At 67.0% G+C, this 16,327-nt stretch carries 11 protein-coding genes; 8 read left to right on the top strand and 3 right to left on the bottom strand.

Annotation, left to right across the window (positions count from 1 at the left end):
• Nucleotides 1–19: 19 nt before the first annotated feature.
• Complete coding sequence (gene argE, locus ACSQ4M_RS08150; RefSeq protein ID WP_436189081.1) at nt 20–1,177, bottom strand: acetylornithine deacetylase; 1,158 nt, start codon at nt 1,175–1,177, stop codon at nt 20–22.
• 74 nt (nt 1,178–1,251) lie between these two features.
• Entirely contained in the window at nt 1,252–1,560 is a 309-nt protein-coding gene (locus ACSQ4M_RS08155) for a hypothetical protein (RefSeq protein WP_436189082.1), read from the bottom strand.
• Nucleotides 1,561–1,741: 181 nt separating this feature from the next.
• Here ACSQ4M_RS08155 and ACSQ4M_RS08160 point away from each other — a divergent pair, with 181 nt between their 5' ends.
• The 4 genes from ACSQ4M_RS08160 to ACSQ4M_RS08175 all read left to right on the top strand — a co-directional run bounded on the left by ACSQ4M_RS08160 (nt 1,742) and on the right by ACSQ4M_RS08175 (nt 4,847).
• Nucleotides 1,742–2,602 carry a tyrosine-type recombinase/integrase gene (locus ACSQ4M_RS08160; RefSeq protein ID WP_436189083.1) on the top strand — a complete coding sequence of 287 codons (861 nt, stop codon included), beginning with the start codon at nt 1,742–1,744 and terminating at the stop codon, nt 2,600–2,602.
• Between the two features lie 8 nt (nt 2,603–2,610).
• A complete protein-coding gene (locus ACSQ4M_RS08165) occupies nt 2,611–3,804 on the top strand; it encodes an IS91 family transposase (RefSeq protein ID WP_436189084.1) in 1,194 nt (397 codons plus the stop codon).
• A 351-nt stretch (nt 3,805–4,155) separates the two neighbouring features.
• Nucleotides 4,156–4,458 (top strand): hypothetical protein, encoded by a 303-nt coding sequence (locus ACSQ4M_RS08170; protein WP_436189085.1) that lies wholly within the window; start codon nt 4,156–4,158, stop codon nt 4,456–4,458.
• 35 nt (nt 4,459–4,493) lie between these two features.
• Entirely contained in the window at nt 4,494–4,847 is a 354-nt protein-coding gene (locus ACSQ4M_RS08175; protein WP_436189086.1) for a hypothetical protein, read from the top strand.
• 315 nt (nt 4,848–5,162) lie between these two features.
• Here the strand turns inward: ACSQ4M_RS08175 and ACSQ4M_RS08180 are convergent, their stop codons facing one another.
• Entirely contained in the window at nt 5,163–6,251 is a 1,089-nt protein-coding gene (locus tag ACSQ4M_RS08180; protein ID WP_436187902.1) for an IS110 family transposase, read from the bottom strand.
• Nucleotides 6,252–6,397: 146 nt separating this feature from the next.
• On the opposite strand from ACSQ4M_RS08180, the gene ACSQ4M_RS08185 reads away from it, so the two are divergent.
• The 4 genes from ACSQ4M_RS08185 to ACSQ4M_RS08200 all read left to right on the top strand — a co-directional run bounded on the left by ACSQ4M_RS08185 (nt 6,398) and on the right by ACSQ4M_RS08200 (nt 16,245).
• Nucleotides 6,398–6,919 (top strand): GNAT family N-acetyltransferase, encoded by a 522-nt coding sequence (locus tag ACSQ4M_RS08185; protein ID WP_436189087.1) that lies wholly within the window; start codon nt 6,398–6,400, stop codon nt 6,917–6,919.
• 3 nt (nt 6,920–6,922) lie between these two features.
• The gene (locus ACSQ4M_RS08190) at nt 6,923–7,483 is read left to right on the top strand and encodes a GNAT family N-acetyltransferase (protein WP_436189088.1); all 561 of its coding nucleotides are present in this window, start codon (nt 6,923–6,925) and stop codon (nt 7,481–7,483) included.
• A 794-nt stretch (nt 7,484–8,277) separates the two neighbouring features.
• Nucleotides 8,278–9,987 carry a ShlB/FhaC/HecB family hemolysin secretion/activation protein gene (locus ACSQ4M_RS08195; protein WP_436189089.1) on the top strand — a complete coding sequence of 570 codons (1,710 nt, stop codon included), beginning with the start codon at nt 8,278–8,280 and terminating at the stop codon, nt 9,985–9,987.
• A gap of 15 nt (nt 9,988–10,002) precedes the next feature.
• Nucleotides 10,003–16,245 carry a YDG domain-containing protein gene (locus tag ACSQ4M_RS08200; protein WP_436189090.1) on the top strand — a complete coding sequence of 2,081 codons (6,243 nt, stop codon included), beginning with the start codon at nt 10,003–10,005 and terminating at the stop codon, nt 16,243–16,245.
• Nucleotides 16,246–16,327: the final 82 nt, after the last annotated feature.

The raw sequence follows: 16,327 nt of genomic DNA on the forward strand, positions 1-16,327 counted from the left end.
GGGGCTCCGTCGTTCTTGTTCAGGCGAGTGCGGGTGTGCTGGCCAGGCCGCGCACGAAAGACTCGGCGCGCGCCAACTGCTCCAGGCTCACGTATTCGTCGGGCTGGTGCGCCTGCGTGATGCTGCCGGGGCCGCAGACCACGGTGGGGATGCCGGCGCCCTTGAACAGTCCGGCCTCGGTGCCGAAGGCCACCAGCGTGGTCTGGCGTTCGCCCGCCAGCTGCAGCGCAAGCCGCGTGACGGCGTCGTCGGCCGAACCCAGGAAGCTGGGGATCTCGCAGATGGTCTCGAAGCGAAAGCCCGCCTCGGGCGCCACCTTCTGCATGGCCGGCTCCAGCGAACGTGCGTGGGCCAGCACCTGGGCCTGCATGGCGGCGGCATTGGCCGTGGGCAGGTCGCGGAACTCGTAGCGGAACTCGGCGTCGCGCGGGACCACGTTGTCGGCGATGCCGCCGTGGAACTGGCCTACGCTGGCGGTGGAGAAGGGCACGTCGAAGCCGGCGTAGCGTGGCTCCTCGCGCTCGAAGCCCTCGGCCATGTCGCGCAGCTTGCCGACCAGCCGCGCCGCCATCTCGATCGCGTTGACCGACAGCGGCGTGAGCGAGGAATGCGCCTCCTTGCCGCGCACGCAGCACTTGTAGCGGTACACGCCCTTGTGGGCGATGGCCGGCACCATGCTGGTGGGCTCGCCGACGATGCAGGCCAGGGGCCGGATGCCGGCCTCGCGCAGGTCGGCGATGAGTTCGCGCACGCCGAAGCAGCCGACCTCCTCGTCGTAGGACAGCGCCAGGTGCACCGCGAACGGCGCCGATCCTTCGGCCAGCCGGCGCGCATTGGCCAGCGCCACGGCGATGAAGCCCTTCATGTCGGCGCTGCCGCGGCCGTAGAGCCGGCCGTCCTGCACGGTGGCCGAGAGCGGGTCGACCGACCAGTCCTGCCCATCCCAGGGCACGGTGTCGGTGTGGCCGGAGAGGATCACGCCGGCCGGCCGGTGCTCACCCAGCGTGGCGAACAGGTTGGCCTTGGTTCGGTCGGCGTTGTAGGTCAGCCGGCTCGCGATGCCCAGCGCGGCCAGGTGGTCGCGCACGAAGTGGATCAGCGGCAGGTTGCTGACATGGCTGCGGGTGTCGAGCTGCACCAGGGCCTGGGCGAACTGCAGGGATTCGGGGGAGAGCATCGGCGCATTGTGCGCGTTGGTGGGGTGGGGCCTGGGGGCGCGCCGCGGGCCGGCGGGAGGCCTGCGGCGCCCTGTCAGCGCCAGTGCCGCCGCCCGAGCGCGGGGTGCATTTCCTTCTGCATGGCGCGCCACACGCGCTCCAGCCCGGCGCACATCCACGGCGCGCCATCGCGGAACACGCGCCATTGGCGAACGTCCCTGGGGTTGGGTTCGAAATGCAATGACCAGGAGACGCCGCCGCATGAGAAGGTCCAGTCGAACGGTTGGCGGCGGTCGTCGCCGTCGGTGGGCGGGCGCAGCGGATCGGCGGCGGACGCGCGGCGCTGGCGTTGTTCCGCGCGTGCATCGCGTTCAGCAGCGGTTGCCGTGCGGTAGGGGCGCATGCTCAAATGTTAGGCGGAAATTCTTAACGATCGAGATATATCAAAGTTGAACTAAACCGCTGACGCGGTGGCTCGGGAAGCGCTCCCGGCCACCGCGTTTTTGCGTGTGCGCGCTTGCATCTGATGGTCGGCCGAGCAGCCTTGAGCTGGGGAATGTTCCCCGGCTTGACGGAGAGCTGCTATGACCGAACTACGCCAGCGCATGATCGAGGCGATGGTGGTGCGCGGGTTTGCCGCACGCACGCAGGATGCCTACGTGGACGCCATCCGGCGCATGGCCAAGCACTACCGGCGCGATCCGGCCGGCTTGACGCGCCAGGAGGTGCAGGACTACCTGTTGCGCATGGTGCGCGAGCAAAGCCTGTCATACAGCACCATGAACCAGGCCGCCTGCGCGGCACGCTTTCTGTACGAGACCGTGCTGGGCCGCTCGCGCGCAGAGTTCCTGGTGCCCATGGCCCGCGTGCCGCAGCGCCAGCCCGATCTGCTCGGGCGCGGTGAGATCGCGCAGCTGCTGCTGGCCTGCGGCCAACCGCGCCAACGCATGCTGCTGCAGACCGTCTACGCCGCCGGGCTGCGCGTATCCGAAGCCTGCGCGCTGCAGGTGCGCGACATCGACAGCGCGCCCGACCGCATGTGCATCCGCGTGCGCGCCGGCAAGGGCGGCCATGACCGCCAAAGCGTGCTCAGCCCCACGCTGCTGGCGCTGCTGCGCGAACACGTGCGCTGCTTTCGGCCGCGGCAATGGCTGTTCGACGACGGGCGCGACGGCGCAGCCCCGTCCATCGAGACGGCCCAACGCGCCTACCAACGTGCCCGCCAGCGCGCCCGCATCATGAAGCGCGGGGGCATCCACACCCTGCGCCACTGCTTTGCCACCCATCTGCTCGAAGGCGGCGTGGACCTGTACACCATCAGCAAGCTGCTCGGCCACGGCCACATCAGCACCACCGCGCGCTACCTGCACCTGGTCAGCCCGCAGTTCCACCCGCCCAAGGACACCGACCCGCTGGACCTGCTGGCTGCGCTGCGCCTGTCCTGATCGCCACCATGGCCGCCACGCTGGCCGAGGTGCTGCGCCGCCATGGGCAGGCGCATCTGGCCCACCATGCCCTGAGCGTGCCGCAGGCCAAGGCCTGGCGCGCCATCGCGGCCTGCCGCACCGCGGCCCTGGGCGGTCGGCAGATGCAGTGCGACCGCTGCGATCACCGCCACTGGCAATACCACTCCTGCCGCAACCGGCACTGCCCGCAGTGCGGCGCGCGCGCCAAGGACGCCTGGCTGCAAGGCCGGCTTGCCGAACTGCTGCCAGTGCCCTACGTCCACCTGGTCTTCACGCTGCCGCACGAACTCAACGCGCTGTACGGCGCCCACCCGCGCTGGGTCATCGACACCCTGTTCGCCAGCACCGCCGCGACGCTGAACACCTTCGCCGCCAACGCCCGCTGGATGGGCGTGGCCGGCGGCACGCCGGCCTTCAGCCTGGTGCTGCACACCTGGACGCAGGACCTGCGCCGGCACATCCACCTGCACGCCGTGATGGCCTGTGGCGTGCTCAAGGACGGGCACTGGCATGCGCCAGCGCGCAAGCCGGACTTCCTGTTCCCGGTGCAGGCGCTGTCCAAGGTGCTGCGGGGCAAGTTCCTGCAGGCGCTCGCCGATGCGCACCGCAGCGGGCGCATCGCGCACGACCCGCAAGGCCAGCACGCGGCCTGGTGCGAACGCCAGCGCGCGCTGTGGCGCCACGCCTGGGTGGTCTACGCCAAGGCGCCGCTGGGTGGGCCGGCGCAGGCCCTGGAGTACCTCTCGCGCTACACGCACCGCACGGCCATCGGCAACGAGCGCATCGGCGCCGTGACCGACAGCGAAGTGGTCTTCACGGTGCGTGCCGACGACAAGGGCGGCAAGAAGACGGTACACGTGCCCGGCGCCGAGTTCGTGCGCCGCGTGCTGCTGCACGTGCTGCCCAGCGGTATCAAACGCATCCGCCACTACGGCGTACTGGCAGCGGCCTGCAAAGGCAAGAAGCTGCAGGCCGCGCGCACGGACCTGCAGATGCCGGCGCCCGAGCCGCGGGCCATGGAGTCGGCGCGGGCCTTCCTCAAGCGCGTGGCGCGCATCGACGCGCAGCGCTGCCCGTGCTGCAAGACGGGGCAGCTGCGCTGCGTGCAGACGCTGGCCGGACTGACGCCGCTGCCCGGGCCCACGGCAGTACCGCGGCAGCACAACCGGGGACCACCTTGAACGGCGCAGCGTCGATGCCGGGCAAAGCGCCGCCGATGCGGTGCGGCTCGGGTGTTGCCCGCGCGGGCGGCCCACGTCGTACGACCCCCTGCCTGTGTGTTGGCCGCAACGCCAGCGTGCCTCGCTTGCGCCATGCGCCAGATGGCGGATGCCGCGCGTGGCCGCCTTGCCCATAATGGCCAGCGCCGTGCCAGGCTGCGCGCCGAGCATTCCCCTATGAACCGCGGGCCACGCGCCCTGTGGCCCGCGGTTCAGTCCAACGAGGTTTATCTGACGCCATGAACGTTGCTCGTCTTTTCCAGCCTTGGGCCTGGCGTCAGATAAACGCTTTCCGTTAGACCTACAGACTCCATGAGTGCAAGCGATCTTCTCTACTTGCTAGTGTTGGCGCTGCTGGCCTGTGCGTTTCCGTTGGCGGGTTACATTCTCATTAAAGAACGCACTGCGAATTTTCAAAAAATCTGGGATCTCGCTATGGCGGGGCACAGACTTGCGCGGATCTACATGGCCGTTGTGATTCTTGCATTTCTCTTGGCTGTCATTGGTTGGTTTATTGCATTGGCGGATCACAGAACCAAGAAAAATGTTTCTAGTGCGCTGTCTAACAATTCGCTGCAGCGGACGGCTACGCCGCCCGCTGAGCTATATCGTTAGGCCCTATGTGCACCGCTCCTCAGCTCTGGTCGACCTTGCTGATTCTCGCGTTTGCGGCGGCGGCCGCCCTTTCCGGGGGCCTGCAGCATCGCTTCCTCAGTCGGCTGGAGCATCAAGAGCCCACTGTCTGGAGCGCCCTCGGCAAGCGACGGGTGCTTACCGACGACGGAGACACAAGCTACGCCGCGGCACAGTGGTATCTGTTGAACGGAGAGTTCACCGCGCTCAACGATCAATCGCTGGCGTCGCTTGGCAGACACGCACGCATGTCATTCTTCGGGACAGCAGCGATTCTCATTGCCTGGGGAGTGGTTGCCATTGCGGCAAACGCATCACCTCGCCTCACCTGCTTCCTTGGCATCTTTCGCCTATTGGCGCCAGGTTCGTGATCCTCGCGCCTAACCCTTCTACAGGGACTTCCCCTTTCGTCAACAGCGGCTCATAGGTTTTCTTCCTGATAAACGGTATTCGCATTCATTGATCGCGGACGCACGATGAACTCAGAAGCCACCGCAAAAGGACAGACTGCACATCTACAGGCGGGCTTTTGTCGGCCAGTTGGTCCGAGGCCCCAGATACGAACCGCTCAGCAGGACTCCATTCATTCGTCGTGCTTGAAGCACGGACGAGTTATCGAGCTCACCTGCTGCCGGTCTGACCTGTGGTGGTTATCTGCTATCGCACGTCCAACTCAGAGAATCAGTTCATGCCAGTTGCGGCTTCTGCCGCGCCGCCGGTATTTGGGGCACATGGTCGGGGTCGAATGCACCGTCGCGCGTGAGCACCGCCCACAGAATGCGCGCGTTCTTGTTGGCCAGCGCCACCACGGCCTTTTGCCAGCCCACGCGCTCTTTCAGTTGCACCAGCCACTGGCTGATGCGGTCGCTGCGTTTGGCCGCGCTCATCACGGCCGACTTGGCGCCCTGGATCAGCAGCGTGCGCAAGTAGTCGTCGCCGCGTTTGGTGATGCCCCCGAGCCTGGCTTTGCCGCCGGTGGAGTTCTGGCTGGGCACCAAGCCGAGCCAGGCGCCGAACTGCCGCGCGTTGGCAAACTGGCCAAAGTTGCCCACGCTGGCAACCAGCGCCGACGCCGTGGTCGGACCGATGCCCAGCAGAGTGGCTGCCTTGGCCGCCCGCGCATCGGCGCGCACGTGGGCGGCAATGCGCTCGTCGCACCAGGCAATCTGCAGGTCGACGTCGATCCAGTGCAGATGCGCGCGTTGCAGCGCCAACCGTGCCACGCCGGGCAACTCGTTGCTGGCGTCCTCGATCACGCTGGCCAGCACCAGGCGCAGCGCGTCCGGACCTTGCGCGAAGACCAGCCCGAACTCGGTCAACAGGCCGCGGATGCGGTTGATCAACGCTGTGCGCTCTTCCTTGAAACCTTCGCGCAGCCGGTGCACGGCAAGCTGGCCTTGCTGCTCGGCCGTCTTGACCGGCACGAAGCGCATGTGCGGGCGAGCTGCGGCCTCGCAGATGGCAGCGGCATCATTGGCGTCGTTCTTGCCGCTCTTGCCAGCCATGCGGTAGGGCGTGACGAAGTGGCCTGCGATCAGCCGCGCATCCAGGCCCAGCACGCGCAACCGGCGGGCCACATGGTGTGCGCCACCGCAGGTCTCCATCGCCACGATGCAACCGGCCGGCAACTCCGCGCACCAAGAGAAGAAGCGGTCCGGCGGCAACGCGCGGGCTACGACCACGCGCCCAATCGCATCGACCGCGTGAACCTGGTAGACCCGCTTGGACAGATCGACCCCTACCCGCGCCACCGGCGCCCGTGTAATCTCTGCCATGGACTTCCCCTTTCCTGTTTCAGATTGAACTTCCGCGAGTCAATCTTGGTGCCTGGACACCGTGCTGGGATTGGGGAAGTCCCTTCGTATTCATTGCAGCGGTCGGCTTCGCCGCCCGCTGAATTTTGACGTTAGCCCTTTCCACTATGGCTACAACGATCCGTCCCGAAGCACCGTCAGATGGAGATTCAATCGAGCAAGTCACTCGGCGAGCCTTCTTGTCCCATCCGTACAGCCATCAGACCGAGCAGTTCATCATCCGCGCCCTGCGAGCAGATCATGCACTTTCCGTTTCTTTCGTCGCCGAAGAGGCCGGTCGCGTCATCGGGCATATCGCGTTTTCTCCGGTAACCATCAGTGATGGTGCCGTTGACTGGTATGGGCTTGGCCCCATTTCGGTCGATCCCGAGTGGCAGCGTCGTGGTGTCGGGCGAGCCCTCATGGAGAGAGGGCTCGCCGAACTGCGCAAGATCGGCGCGAACGGCTGCATTCTCGTCGGTGATCCTGCGTTCTATACCCGTTTTGGGTTTGCGAATAACCCTGCACTCGTACTTGAGGATGTTCCCCAGGAGTACGTGCTCTCGCTGTCCTTTGGTACTTCTTACGCCCTCGGCAAGGTCCGGTTTCATTCGGCATTTCAAGCCAAGGGCCCCTCAGACCGCAGGTAGCTGATGGCCGATTTTCCAGCGCTCAAGACACCCCGACTCACACTGCGTGAGATCGTGGAATCGGATGCGCAGAATATTTTTCGAATCCATGGCGACGCCGAGCACATGCGATGGTTCGGATCGGATCCGGTTCGCGATCTTGACGGCGCCGCGAAGTTGGTCGCCATGTTCGCGAGTTGGCGGAAAGAGCCGGTTTCTGGTGCACGCTGGGCCTTGGAGTTGAGAGGCCAGCCAGGACTGATTGGTACATGCGGCTTGTTTCGCTGGAATCGAAACTGGAGATCCTGCACCATCGGCTACGAAATCGCTCCGGCGCACCAGGGCCGTGGCTACGTGAAAGAAGCTCTGAAGGCAATCATCACCTGGGGTTTCCGAGAGGTGCCGTTGAATCGAATCGAGGCACAGGTACACCCTGACAACACGGCATCGCTGGCCGTGCTCGAGGGGCTCGGGTTTCTGCAAGAGGGGCGGCAGCGAGAAGCTGGGTACTGGGCGGGCCGGCACCACGACCTCCTGCAGTACGCCCTGCTCCATGCGCAGTGGAGTCCAGCGAAGGCGGTCTGAGCTTTTGCTGCAGCGGATGGCTTCGCCCACGGCCTCTGCATCCATCGAAGTTCAGAAGTCTGGTCGATGAACGGTCAACGGCCGCCACAGGTCGCGAAAAGTGATTGACGCAGACCTTCCCTGGCAAGCAAAGATGCTCACAGTCTGTACGCGCAACTCGGCTGCAAGGAATTGACCCTTCCGGCGCGGACGATGGAGCGGCGCAATCCCGGGCGTCACGCCAAGCGCGCCATTGGGGATTGGCGCCTTCGCACCGCTTGTCCCTGTTGATGACTTGCAGCGATAGGGGCCTGGCTCCCCAGTGCCGCCCGTGAACTGAGGCACGAACGGCGCCAGCAGGGGCCTGTGCAATCGCAAGCCAGGCCGTACGGACGCGGAAGCCGAAGCGGATGGCCGCATGGCGCGCCCGCGTTGAGTGGCTCGGCGCATCCCTGACTCCCATGCCCATCACTTTGCTGCGAAACAGGCAGTCCATCCATCCATTTGATGTAAATGAGTGCACTGTGTACAAAAAACTGGCAATAATCGTTGCGTATGTTGGAACTCATATGCCGAAGATGGCATAAGTGTCCACATGGATGGCACTGTCTGCCATAGGCCGCCTGTGTCCAAACCCCGCACGACGGTGACGGGCAGCGTCTTGTGTGTCCTTGGCTGAAGCTCCGCAGAACGTCAGATTGGGAGGAAATGTGAAACGATCAAGGCCTTGTTTTTGGTTTTCTGTTTCTATTTCTGCAAATTTACTGGCGACTGCGCTGTTGCCGTCGCGGGCCGATGCGCAAACCCAACCCCCCGTGAATGCCGGCACCTTGCTGGAGCAGCAGCGCAACAACCCGCCCGGCTTGCCGGACAAGGCCATGCCTGCACTGCCGGAGCCGCCCGCGTCCCCGGCACAGCCGCCCTCCGCCGTTGCCGATGACGGCACCCGGGTTGCGTTGCGCGGCTTCGCCTTCGTGGGCAATCAGCGTCTGGACAGCGGTGTGTTGCAAGCCGCGCTGGCGCCTTGGCTTGGCCGCTCGGTCGGCCTTGCCGAACTGCGCCAGGCCACCGTGGAGATCGAACGCCTCTACCGCAGCCAGGGTTGGCTGGCGCGGGCCAACCTGCCGCCGCAGGACGTCAGCGAAGGCATCGTGCGGATCGACGTGACCGAAGTTCGCATGGGTCGGGTCGCGGTGCGCACGGACGGGCCAACGGCCCCGGCACCGACGCTGCAGGCGCGCGCGCAGGCCTTGCTGCAGCAGAGTCTGCCCACCGGCCAGCCTTTGAGCACCGCGGCGCTGGAGCGTGCCACCGCCATTGCCGACGACCTGCCCGGCCTGCACGCCAGCAGCAGCCTGCAGGCGGGCACCGAACCCGGCACCGCCGACGTGTTGCTCCAGCTGCGCCCGGACAAGCCGTGGCGCATCGACACCACGCTGGACAACGGCGGCATCCGCGCCACTGGCAGCGAGCGCGCCTATGCGGCGCTGACGCTGAATGCCCCGTTCGGCTGGGGCGAGCAGTTCAAGCTGGACGTGGGCGAAAGCCGGGGCAGCGACTACCTGCGTGTGGCCGCCAGCGCGCCGCTGGTCTGGCCCGGCCAGGCGGCCTGGAGCGGCTGGCGTGTCGGTGTGGACGCCAGTGCGCTGCGCTACAAGGTGCTGGACAAGTACAACACCACCACCGGCCTGCCGCCCAAGGGCAGTGGCCAGACGGCCGGGGTGTCGTTGACCTACCCCCTGGTGGCCAGTCCCTTGTCGCGCTGGCAACTGGTGCTGGGCTACGAGGCCAGGCGGCTCGCCAACAACGACGACAACCTGACCGTGGGTCTGCGCGAACGCACGTCGCAGGCGCGCATCGACGGCGCCTCCGTGGGTGTGCAGGGCAGCCACATCGACCGGCTGGGCGGCGGTGGTGCCAACTACGCGAGCCTGGTCTACAGCCAGTCGCGCCTGCGCCTGGATGGATCGCCCGCGCAGTACCTGGCCGACGACGCGCTGAATGCCGACACCCAGGGCCATTTCGGCAAGCTGCGCTGGAGCGCCAGCCGGGTGCAGGTGCTGCCCGACCAGTGGTCGTTGCTGCTGCAGGGCAGCGGGCAATGGGCGTCGCGCAACCTCGATGCGAGCGAGCGCTTCTACCTGGGCGGCATCAACGGTGTGCGTGCCTATCCCACCAGCGAAGGCAGCGGCAGCAGCGGCCAACTGCTCAGCCTGGCGCTGCGCCGCAACCTGCAGTGGCTGGGTTCGCAATGGCAGCTCAGCGCCTTCTACGACTGGGGCCAGGTGCAGCAGTTCGTCGACAACCAGCGCCCCGGTGGCGGCGCCCTGTCGGGCAGGAACCGCATCACCCTGGCCGGCCACGGTCTGAGCCTGGAATGGCGCGGCGAGAACAACGGCCTGTCGGCCCGGCTGACCTGGGCCGCACGCGACGGCCACAACCCGCTGGCCACACCGAACGGCAAGGACACCGATGGCAGCCATGTGCGAAACCGCTTCTGGCTCAGCACCACCCTGTCCTTTTGAAACTTGGAGATCGTCATGAACCACATCTACAAGCTCGTCTGGAATGCAGTTCACCAGGCCTGGGTGGCTGTCTCCGAAGTCGCCAGCACCGTTGCTGGCACATCGCTGGCTGGTGGCGCAGCAATCACCCGGGCGGGAGCGGCTTTCTCCTTGACCATGCTGGCGGGCAGCATCGCCATGGCCCAGACGCCCGCACCCGGCGCGCTGCCGCAGGGTGGTGTGGTCACGCAGGGCCAGGCCCAGATCATCGGCGGCAACAGCGTGCTCAACGTCAACCAGAGCAGCCAGCGCGCCACCATCCAGTGGGACAGCTTCAACCTCGGCGCGGGCGCGACCGTCAACTTCAACCAGCCCAATGCCCAGGCCGGCACGCTGAACCGCGTGCAGGACATGAACCCGAGCCAGATCTTCGGCCGCATCAACGCGCCGGGCCAGGTCACGCTGATCAACCCGGCCGGCGTGTACTTCAGCCCCGGCGCGGTGCTCGACGTGGGCGCGCTGACCGCCACGACGATGAACCAGACCGATGCCGACTTCATGGCCGGCATCCACCGCTTCAGCCGCGACGGGAGCACCGGCGCGGTGGTCAACCAGGGCACGCTGCGCGCGGCGCCGGGCGGCTACATCGCGCTGCTGGCGCCCGAGGTGCGCAACGAAGGCCTGATCGTGGCCCGGCAGGGCACGGTGGCCCTGGCGGCTGGCGAGGCCATCACGCTGAACTTCGATCCGGCCAGCGGCCTGGCCGGGTTGACCGTCAGCCCGAGCCAGATCGCCACGCTGGTGGCCAACCGCACCGCCATCCAGGCCAATGACGGCCTGGTCATCCTCAGCAGCACCGCGCTCGGCCAGTTGGTGGGCAGCCTGCTCAACAGCGGGGCGGTGAGCGTGAGCAGCATGACTGCCAAGGGCGGGCGCATCGTGCTCGAAGGCGACCACATCGCCCTGCAGGCCGGCACCCTGCTGGACGCGCGCGGCGCCACTGGCGGGGGCACGGTGCTGGTGGGCGGCGACTGGCAGGGCAGTGGCAAGCTGCACCAGGCCACCACGGTGGGCATGGACGCGGACGCCCGCATCGACGCCAGCGCCACCCAGGGCGGCGATGGCGGCAAGGTGGTGTTGTGGAGCGACGTGCACAACGCCGCTTCCACCACGCGCGCCCACGGCAGCATCCTGGCCCAGGGCGGGCCACTCGGAGGCAACGGCGGGCAGATCGAAACCTCGGGCCACTGGCTGGACGTGAACGGCCTCACGGTCAACGCCAGTGCGCCGCTGGGTGTGGGCGGCGAATGGCTGCTCGACCCCTACAACATCACGATTGCCAGCGGCGGGGCCAGCGGCACGCCCTACAACCCCAACTACACCGCGGGAGCGGATTCCGTCATTCTGGCCAGCAGCATCAAGACCAGCCTGGACGGCGGCACCAGCGTCACCCTGGCGACGGCGGCAGGCGGCGCGGCCACCGGCGGGGACATCAACGTCAATGCCAGCATCAACAAGACGGCGGGTGGCAATGCGACGCTGACGCTGAGGGCGCACAACAACATCTATATGGCAACCGGCGTGGGCATCACTTCCACATCAGGCAGCTTGGGTGTGGTGCTGAACAGCGACTACGACGGCAGTGGGTTGGGAATGATCTTCATGGATGTCGGCGCCAGCATCCGCAGCCACGGCGGCAATGTCACCCTGGGTGGGGGCACGGCCGGTGATGGCAGTGGTTATGCGCGGGGTAGCAGTTTCATCTCCACCTATGGCGTGCGCCTGAATGGGGCTTCCGTCGATGCCGGGGGCGGGAACATCCAGATGCGCGGCGAGGGTTGGTTGAAGCCGGACGCCGCACCTGGTGGTCCCGTAGGTGTGGGCTTGCAGTTCGGAAGCAGCATTTCCACCACGGGCACGGGGACCATCACCCTGCAGGGCATCGGCGGTGCCGGAAACGGCATCACCAACGAGGGCATCTACATCGCCAACACCACGTTGTCTACCGCAGCCGGGGCCCTCACCCTGCTGGGTACCGGCGGCAATTCGACAGGCGACAACAACCCCGGCGTGTATCTGGATGGTGGGACGCAGATCAACACCACGGCTGGCTCCATCTTCATCACCGGGACCGGCAATGGCACGGGCGCGACGACGTTCGAGAACTATGGCGTGCGTGTTTCGGGCGGGGCCGTGGTGTCGGCGGGCGGCAGCGGAAACCTGACGGTCACAGGCAACAGCGGCACCGGCAGCACCACCGGTTTCGATGGGGTGCTCATCGAGGGCACGGGTACGACGCTGCGGACCAATGCCGGGAATCTGACGGTGACCGGCATCTCCAACGCCAGCGGCGGCAGCATCAGCCGTGGCGTTCATATCGAAGATGCCACGGTGCTGGAAACCACGGGCGGCGGCAACATCAGCCTGACGGGCACCGGCGCCACAGGCACCTCGAACAACGACGGCATTTACATCGGCAGCGGCGCACAGATCAGGGCCACGGCGGGCGGCAACATCACGCTGGCAGGCCACAACACCGGCGGCACGGACGCCAACGGCTTGTATCTGAGCGGGTCCACGGTCAGCACCAGTGCTGGCACGGTCAGCTTGCAAGGCACTTCGCTCGGCGCCAGTTCCTCCACCTCGCTGGCCGCGGTGAATCTGGAGAACGGTGCCGTGGTGTCCGCCAACGGCGCGGTCGACATCACGGGCGATGCCAATGGCGTGGCCGGGCTCTACGGTGTGCGCCTGGGCCCGTCGGCGGCGGTCTCCAGCAACAACAACGCCATCACCATCACCACCGACAGTTATGAGGGCAGTGGTTCCGAGAGTGTCTCGGCAGGCAGCAACACCGTCACCCTGCAGAACCGCACGGCGGGCACCAGGATCGACCTGGGCGGTGCCGACGTGCGGACCGGCAGCCCGCTCACGCTGGGCCTGAGCAGCGCCGAGCTGAACCGGCTGACCGCCGGCACCGTGGTGATTGGCCGCAACGACGGCAGCGCGGCAGGCGACGTGACGGTCTCCTCCGCCGTCAACCCGGCAGGCACCGGCAACCTCACGCTGCTGACCGGCGGCAACATGGCCATCGACGCCAACCTGGGCGTCGCCAACACCCTGACCCTGACCGCCGGCAACGGCCGCACGGTGAGCGGCAGCGGCAATCTGTCGGCCAACAACCTGCTGCTCAATGGCGCCGGGGCCAGCTATGTGCTGAACACCGCAACGGCCAATGCCGTCTCGACGCTCAGCGCCACGGGCATCGCGGCCCTGAGCTTCACCAATGGCGGCGCTTTGACGGTGGGCACGGTCAACGGTGTGAACGGCATCGACGCCAGCGGAGCGGTGTCGGTGGCCACCGCCAGCGGCGACCTCACGCTGGCGCAGAACGTCGCCACCACCGATGCCTCTGCCGCCGCGCTGCTGCTCAACGCGGGCCAGAGCGCAGCCGCGGGCAACGCCGCTGGCGGCAACCTGGTGTTCACCGGCAGTGGTGGTGTCAGCGTGGGCGCGGGTGGACGGGCGACGCTGATGAGTGGATCGGTTGCCGGCAGCACCGGCCTGACGGCGCTGGTCGGTGCGGGAAGCGGGCGCTTTCGTTACAACAGCGACGAATCCGCCACCAACTACAGCACGGCGCTGGGCGTGGGCAACTACGCCGTCTACCGCGAACGGCCCGTCATCACCATCACCGCCAACAACGACAGCAAGACCTACGACAAGATCGCCTACAGCGGCGGCAACGGCGTGACCTACACCGGCACGCTGCTCAACGGCGACAACCTGAGCGGCAGCCTGGTCTATGGCGGCAGCGCCCAGGGCGCGACCCATGCCGGCAGCTATGCCATCGCCGCCAGCGGCCAGGGCAGCGGGCAGGGGTATGTGGTGAACTACGTGGATGGCGCGTTGACCATCCACCGCGCGGCGCTGACCATCAGCACCAGCGACACCACCAAGGTCTACGACGGCACCACCGCCGCGCCCGGTGTGGCCACCGTGACCGGCGGCACGCTGTTCGGCGGCGATACGCTCAGCGGTGGCACCTACACCTACACCGACAAGAACGCCGGCAGCAACAAGACCGTCGATGTCTCCGGCGTCACGCTCAACGACGGCAATGGCGGCGGCAACTACACCGTGAGCTACCAGTCCAACACCAGCAGCAGCATCACGCCCAAGGTGTTGACGGCCACCGCCACGGCATCCGACAAGATCTACGACGGCACCACCAACGCCACCGCCACGCTGGTGATCTCGGGCCTGGTCGGCACGGAAACCCTGGGCAGCGCCAACACCAGCAGCTTCAACAGCAAGGACGTGGCCACGGCCAACCAGGTCACCGTGAATGGCGTGAGCCTGATCGACGGCAGCAATGGCGGGCTGGCCAGCAACTACAGCCTGGCGCCCGGACAGACGGCCACGGCCCACATCGGTACCGCCGCGCTCACGGTGATCGCCAACAACGACGCCAAGTTCGTCACCTTCGCCGACGCTGCAGGCTATTCAGGATTGCAGTACATCGGCCTGGCACCCGGTGAGACCAGCGCCGTGCTGACTGGCACGCCCACCATCACCCGCAGCAACAGCAGCCAGAACGCCGCGGGCATCTACAGCGGGGTGCTGGTGCCCAGCGGCGTGAGCGGGGCCAACTACGCCGTGCGCTACGTGGCGGGCGACTACACCATCGTGCCGGCCAACCAACTGCTGGTGCGCACGGCCCCTGTCAGCAACACCTACGGCACGCCCACCACCTACACCATCACCAGCGCCCAGTACCTGGCCAGCGACCTCACCACCCTCGTGGACCTCACGGGCCGCGTCAGCGCCAATGGCAATACGGCCTCGGTCAGCGACGGGGTGGGCGGCAGCTCCAACTTCACGCTCGTGCCCGCCAACGGCCGCTACAGCAGCAGCGGCTTCCTGCAGGCCGGCGGCTACCAGGTGACAGGCAGCAATGCGACGGGCAGCAGCGGCAACTTCAGCAACACCCTGACCGTGGTGGGCGCCCATACCGTGGGCCAGAAGGCGATCTCGGTGGACGCCAGCAACGTCAGCAAGGTCTACGACGGCAACACTTCGATGACGGGCATCGGCCTGGTGGTGGCGGGGCTGGTCGGCAACGACGCAGTGGCCGCCAGCGGCACCGGCGCGTTCAGCGACAGGAACGCCGGCAACAACCTGCAATATGCGGTGGGCAACATAGGCCTGTCGGGGTCGGACGCGGCCAATTACTACCTGGTCGGCGGCACCAGCTTCACTGGCAACAACGGCCAGATCGTCCCCAAGACGCTGACCGCCACGGCCACCGCCGCCGACAAGGTCTACGACGGCACCACCGCCGCCACCGCCACGCTGGTGCTGTCCGGCCTGGTCGGCACGGAAACGCTGGTCAGCACCAACAGCAGCAGCTTCAACAGCAAGGACGTGGCCACGGCCAACCGGGTCACGGTGAACAGCGTGACCCTGCAGGACGGTGGCAACGGCGGCCTGGCCAGCAACTACGTGCTGGCCCCGGGCCAGACGGCGCCGGCCCGCATCACGGCCAGGCCGCTGACGGTGGACTTCGCCGGCGTGGACAAGGTGTACGACGGCACGACCAACGCCACCGTCACCACCCGCGACAACCGCATCGCCAACGACCAACTGAACCTGGGGAGCACGGCGCGCTTCGTCGACGGCCATCCTGGCAATGGCAAGCCGGTGAACGTCTTCGACCTGATGTTGACCGGCGCGGACGCGAGCAACTACGTATTGGTCAGCACCACGGGCGCGACCACGGCGAACATCTTCCCGCTGCCGGCGCTGCCGGGCGCCGGGCCGTTCGACAACCTGCTGGTGGCGCCCACGCCGGCGCCCGCGTTGCTCACGCGCGATGGGGTGCAGACCCGGGTCGCGCAATCGGACATTGCGGGCGGCCGATATGCCGACGCGCTGCGCCAACCCTATCTGCCGACGGGCGATGACGGCCTGGTGGTCACCCAGCTGCGCGACGTGGATGCGAACACCATCGGCCTGGTGCGGGTGGACGTGGGCAGCAAGCTGCTGGAGCGTGGCAGCTTCGCGTTCACCCTGCCGACCCAGGCCGTGCAGGCATTGCGCAGTGTCGCCCCATCGACGGCGACCTTGCCCGACGGCGCGCCGCTGCCTGACTGGCTGCGTTACGACGCGAAGGCCTTGAACTTCAGGGCCGAGGGCGCGCAGCCCAGTGCGCTGCCGCTGCAGGCCATGGTGCGTGCGGGCGGTTTGCGGGTGCTGGTGGACATCGACGAGATGAAGTAGGGGCCTGCGAAGCCGAAGGGCGCTTCGCGGGCAACAAGCCGTCCCGCCCTGCTATCCCCCACGCCACCACCGCCACCCCAGC

The organism is Pseudorhodoferax sp. LjRoot39, assembly GCF_964253035.1.
Lineage (GTDB): Bacteria > Pseudomonadota > Gammaproteobacteria > Burkholderiales > Burkholderiaceae_C > Pseudorhodoferax.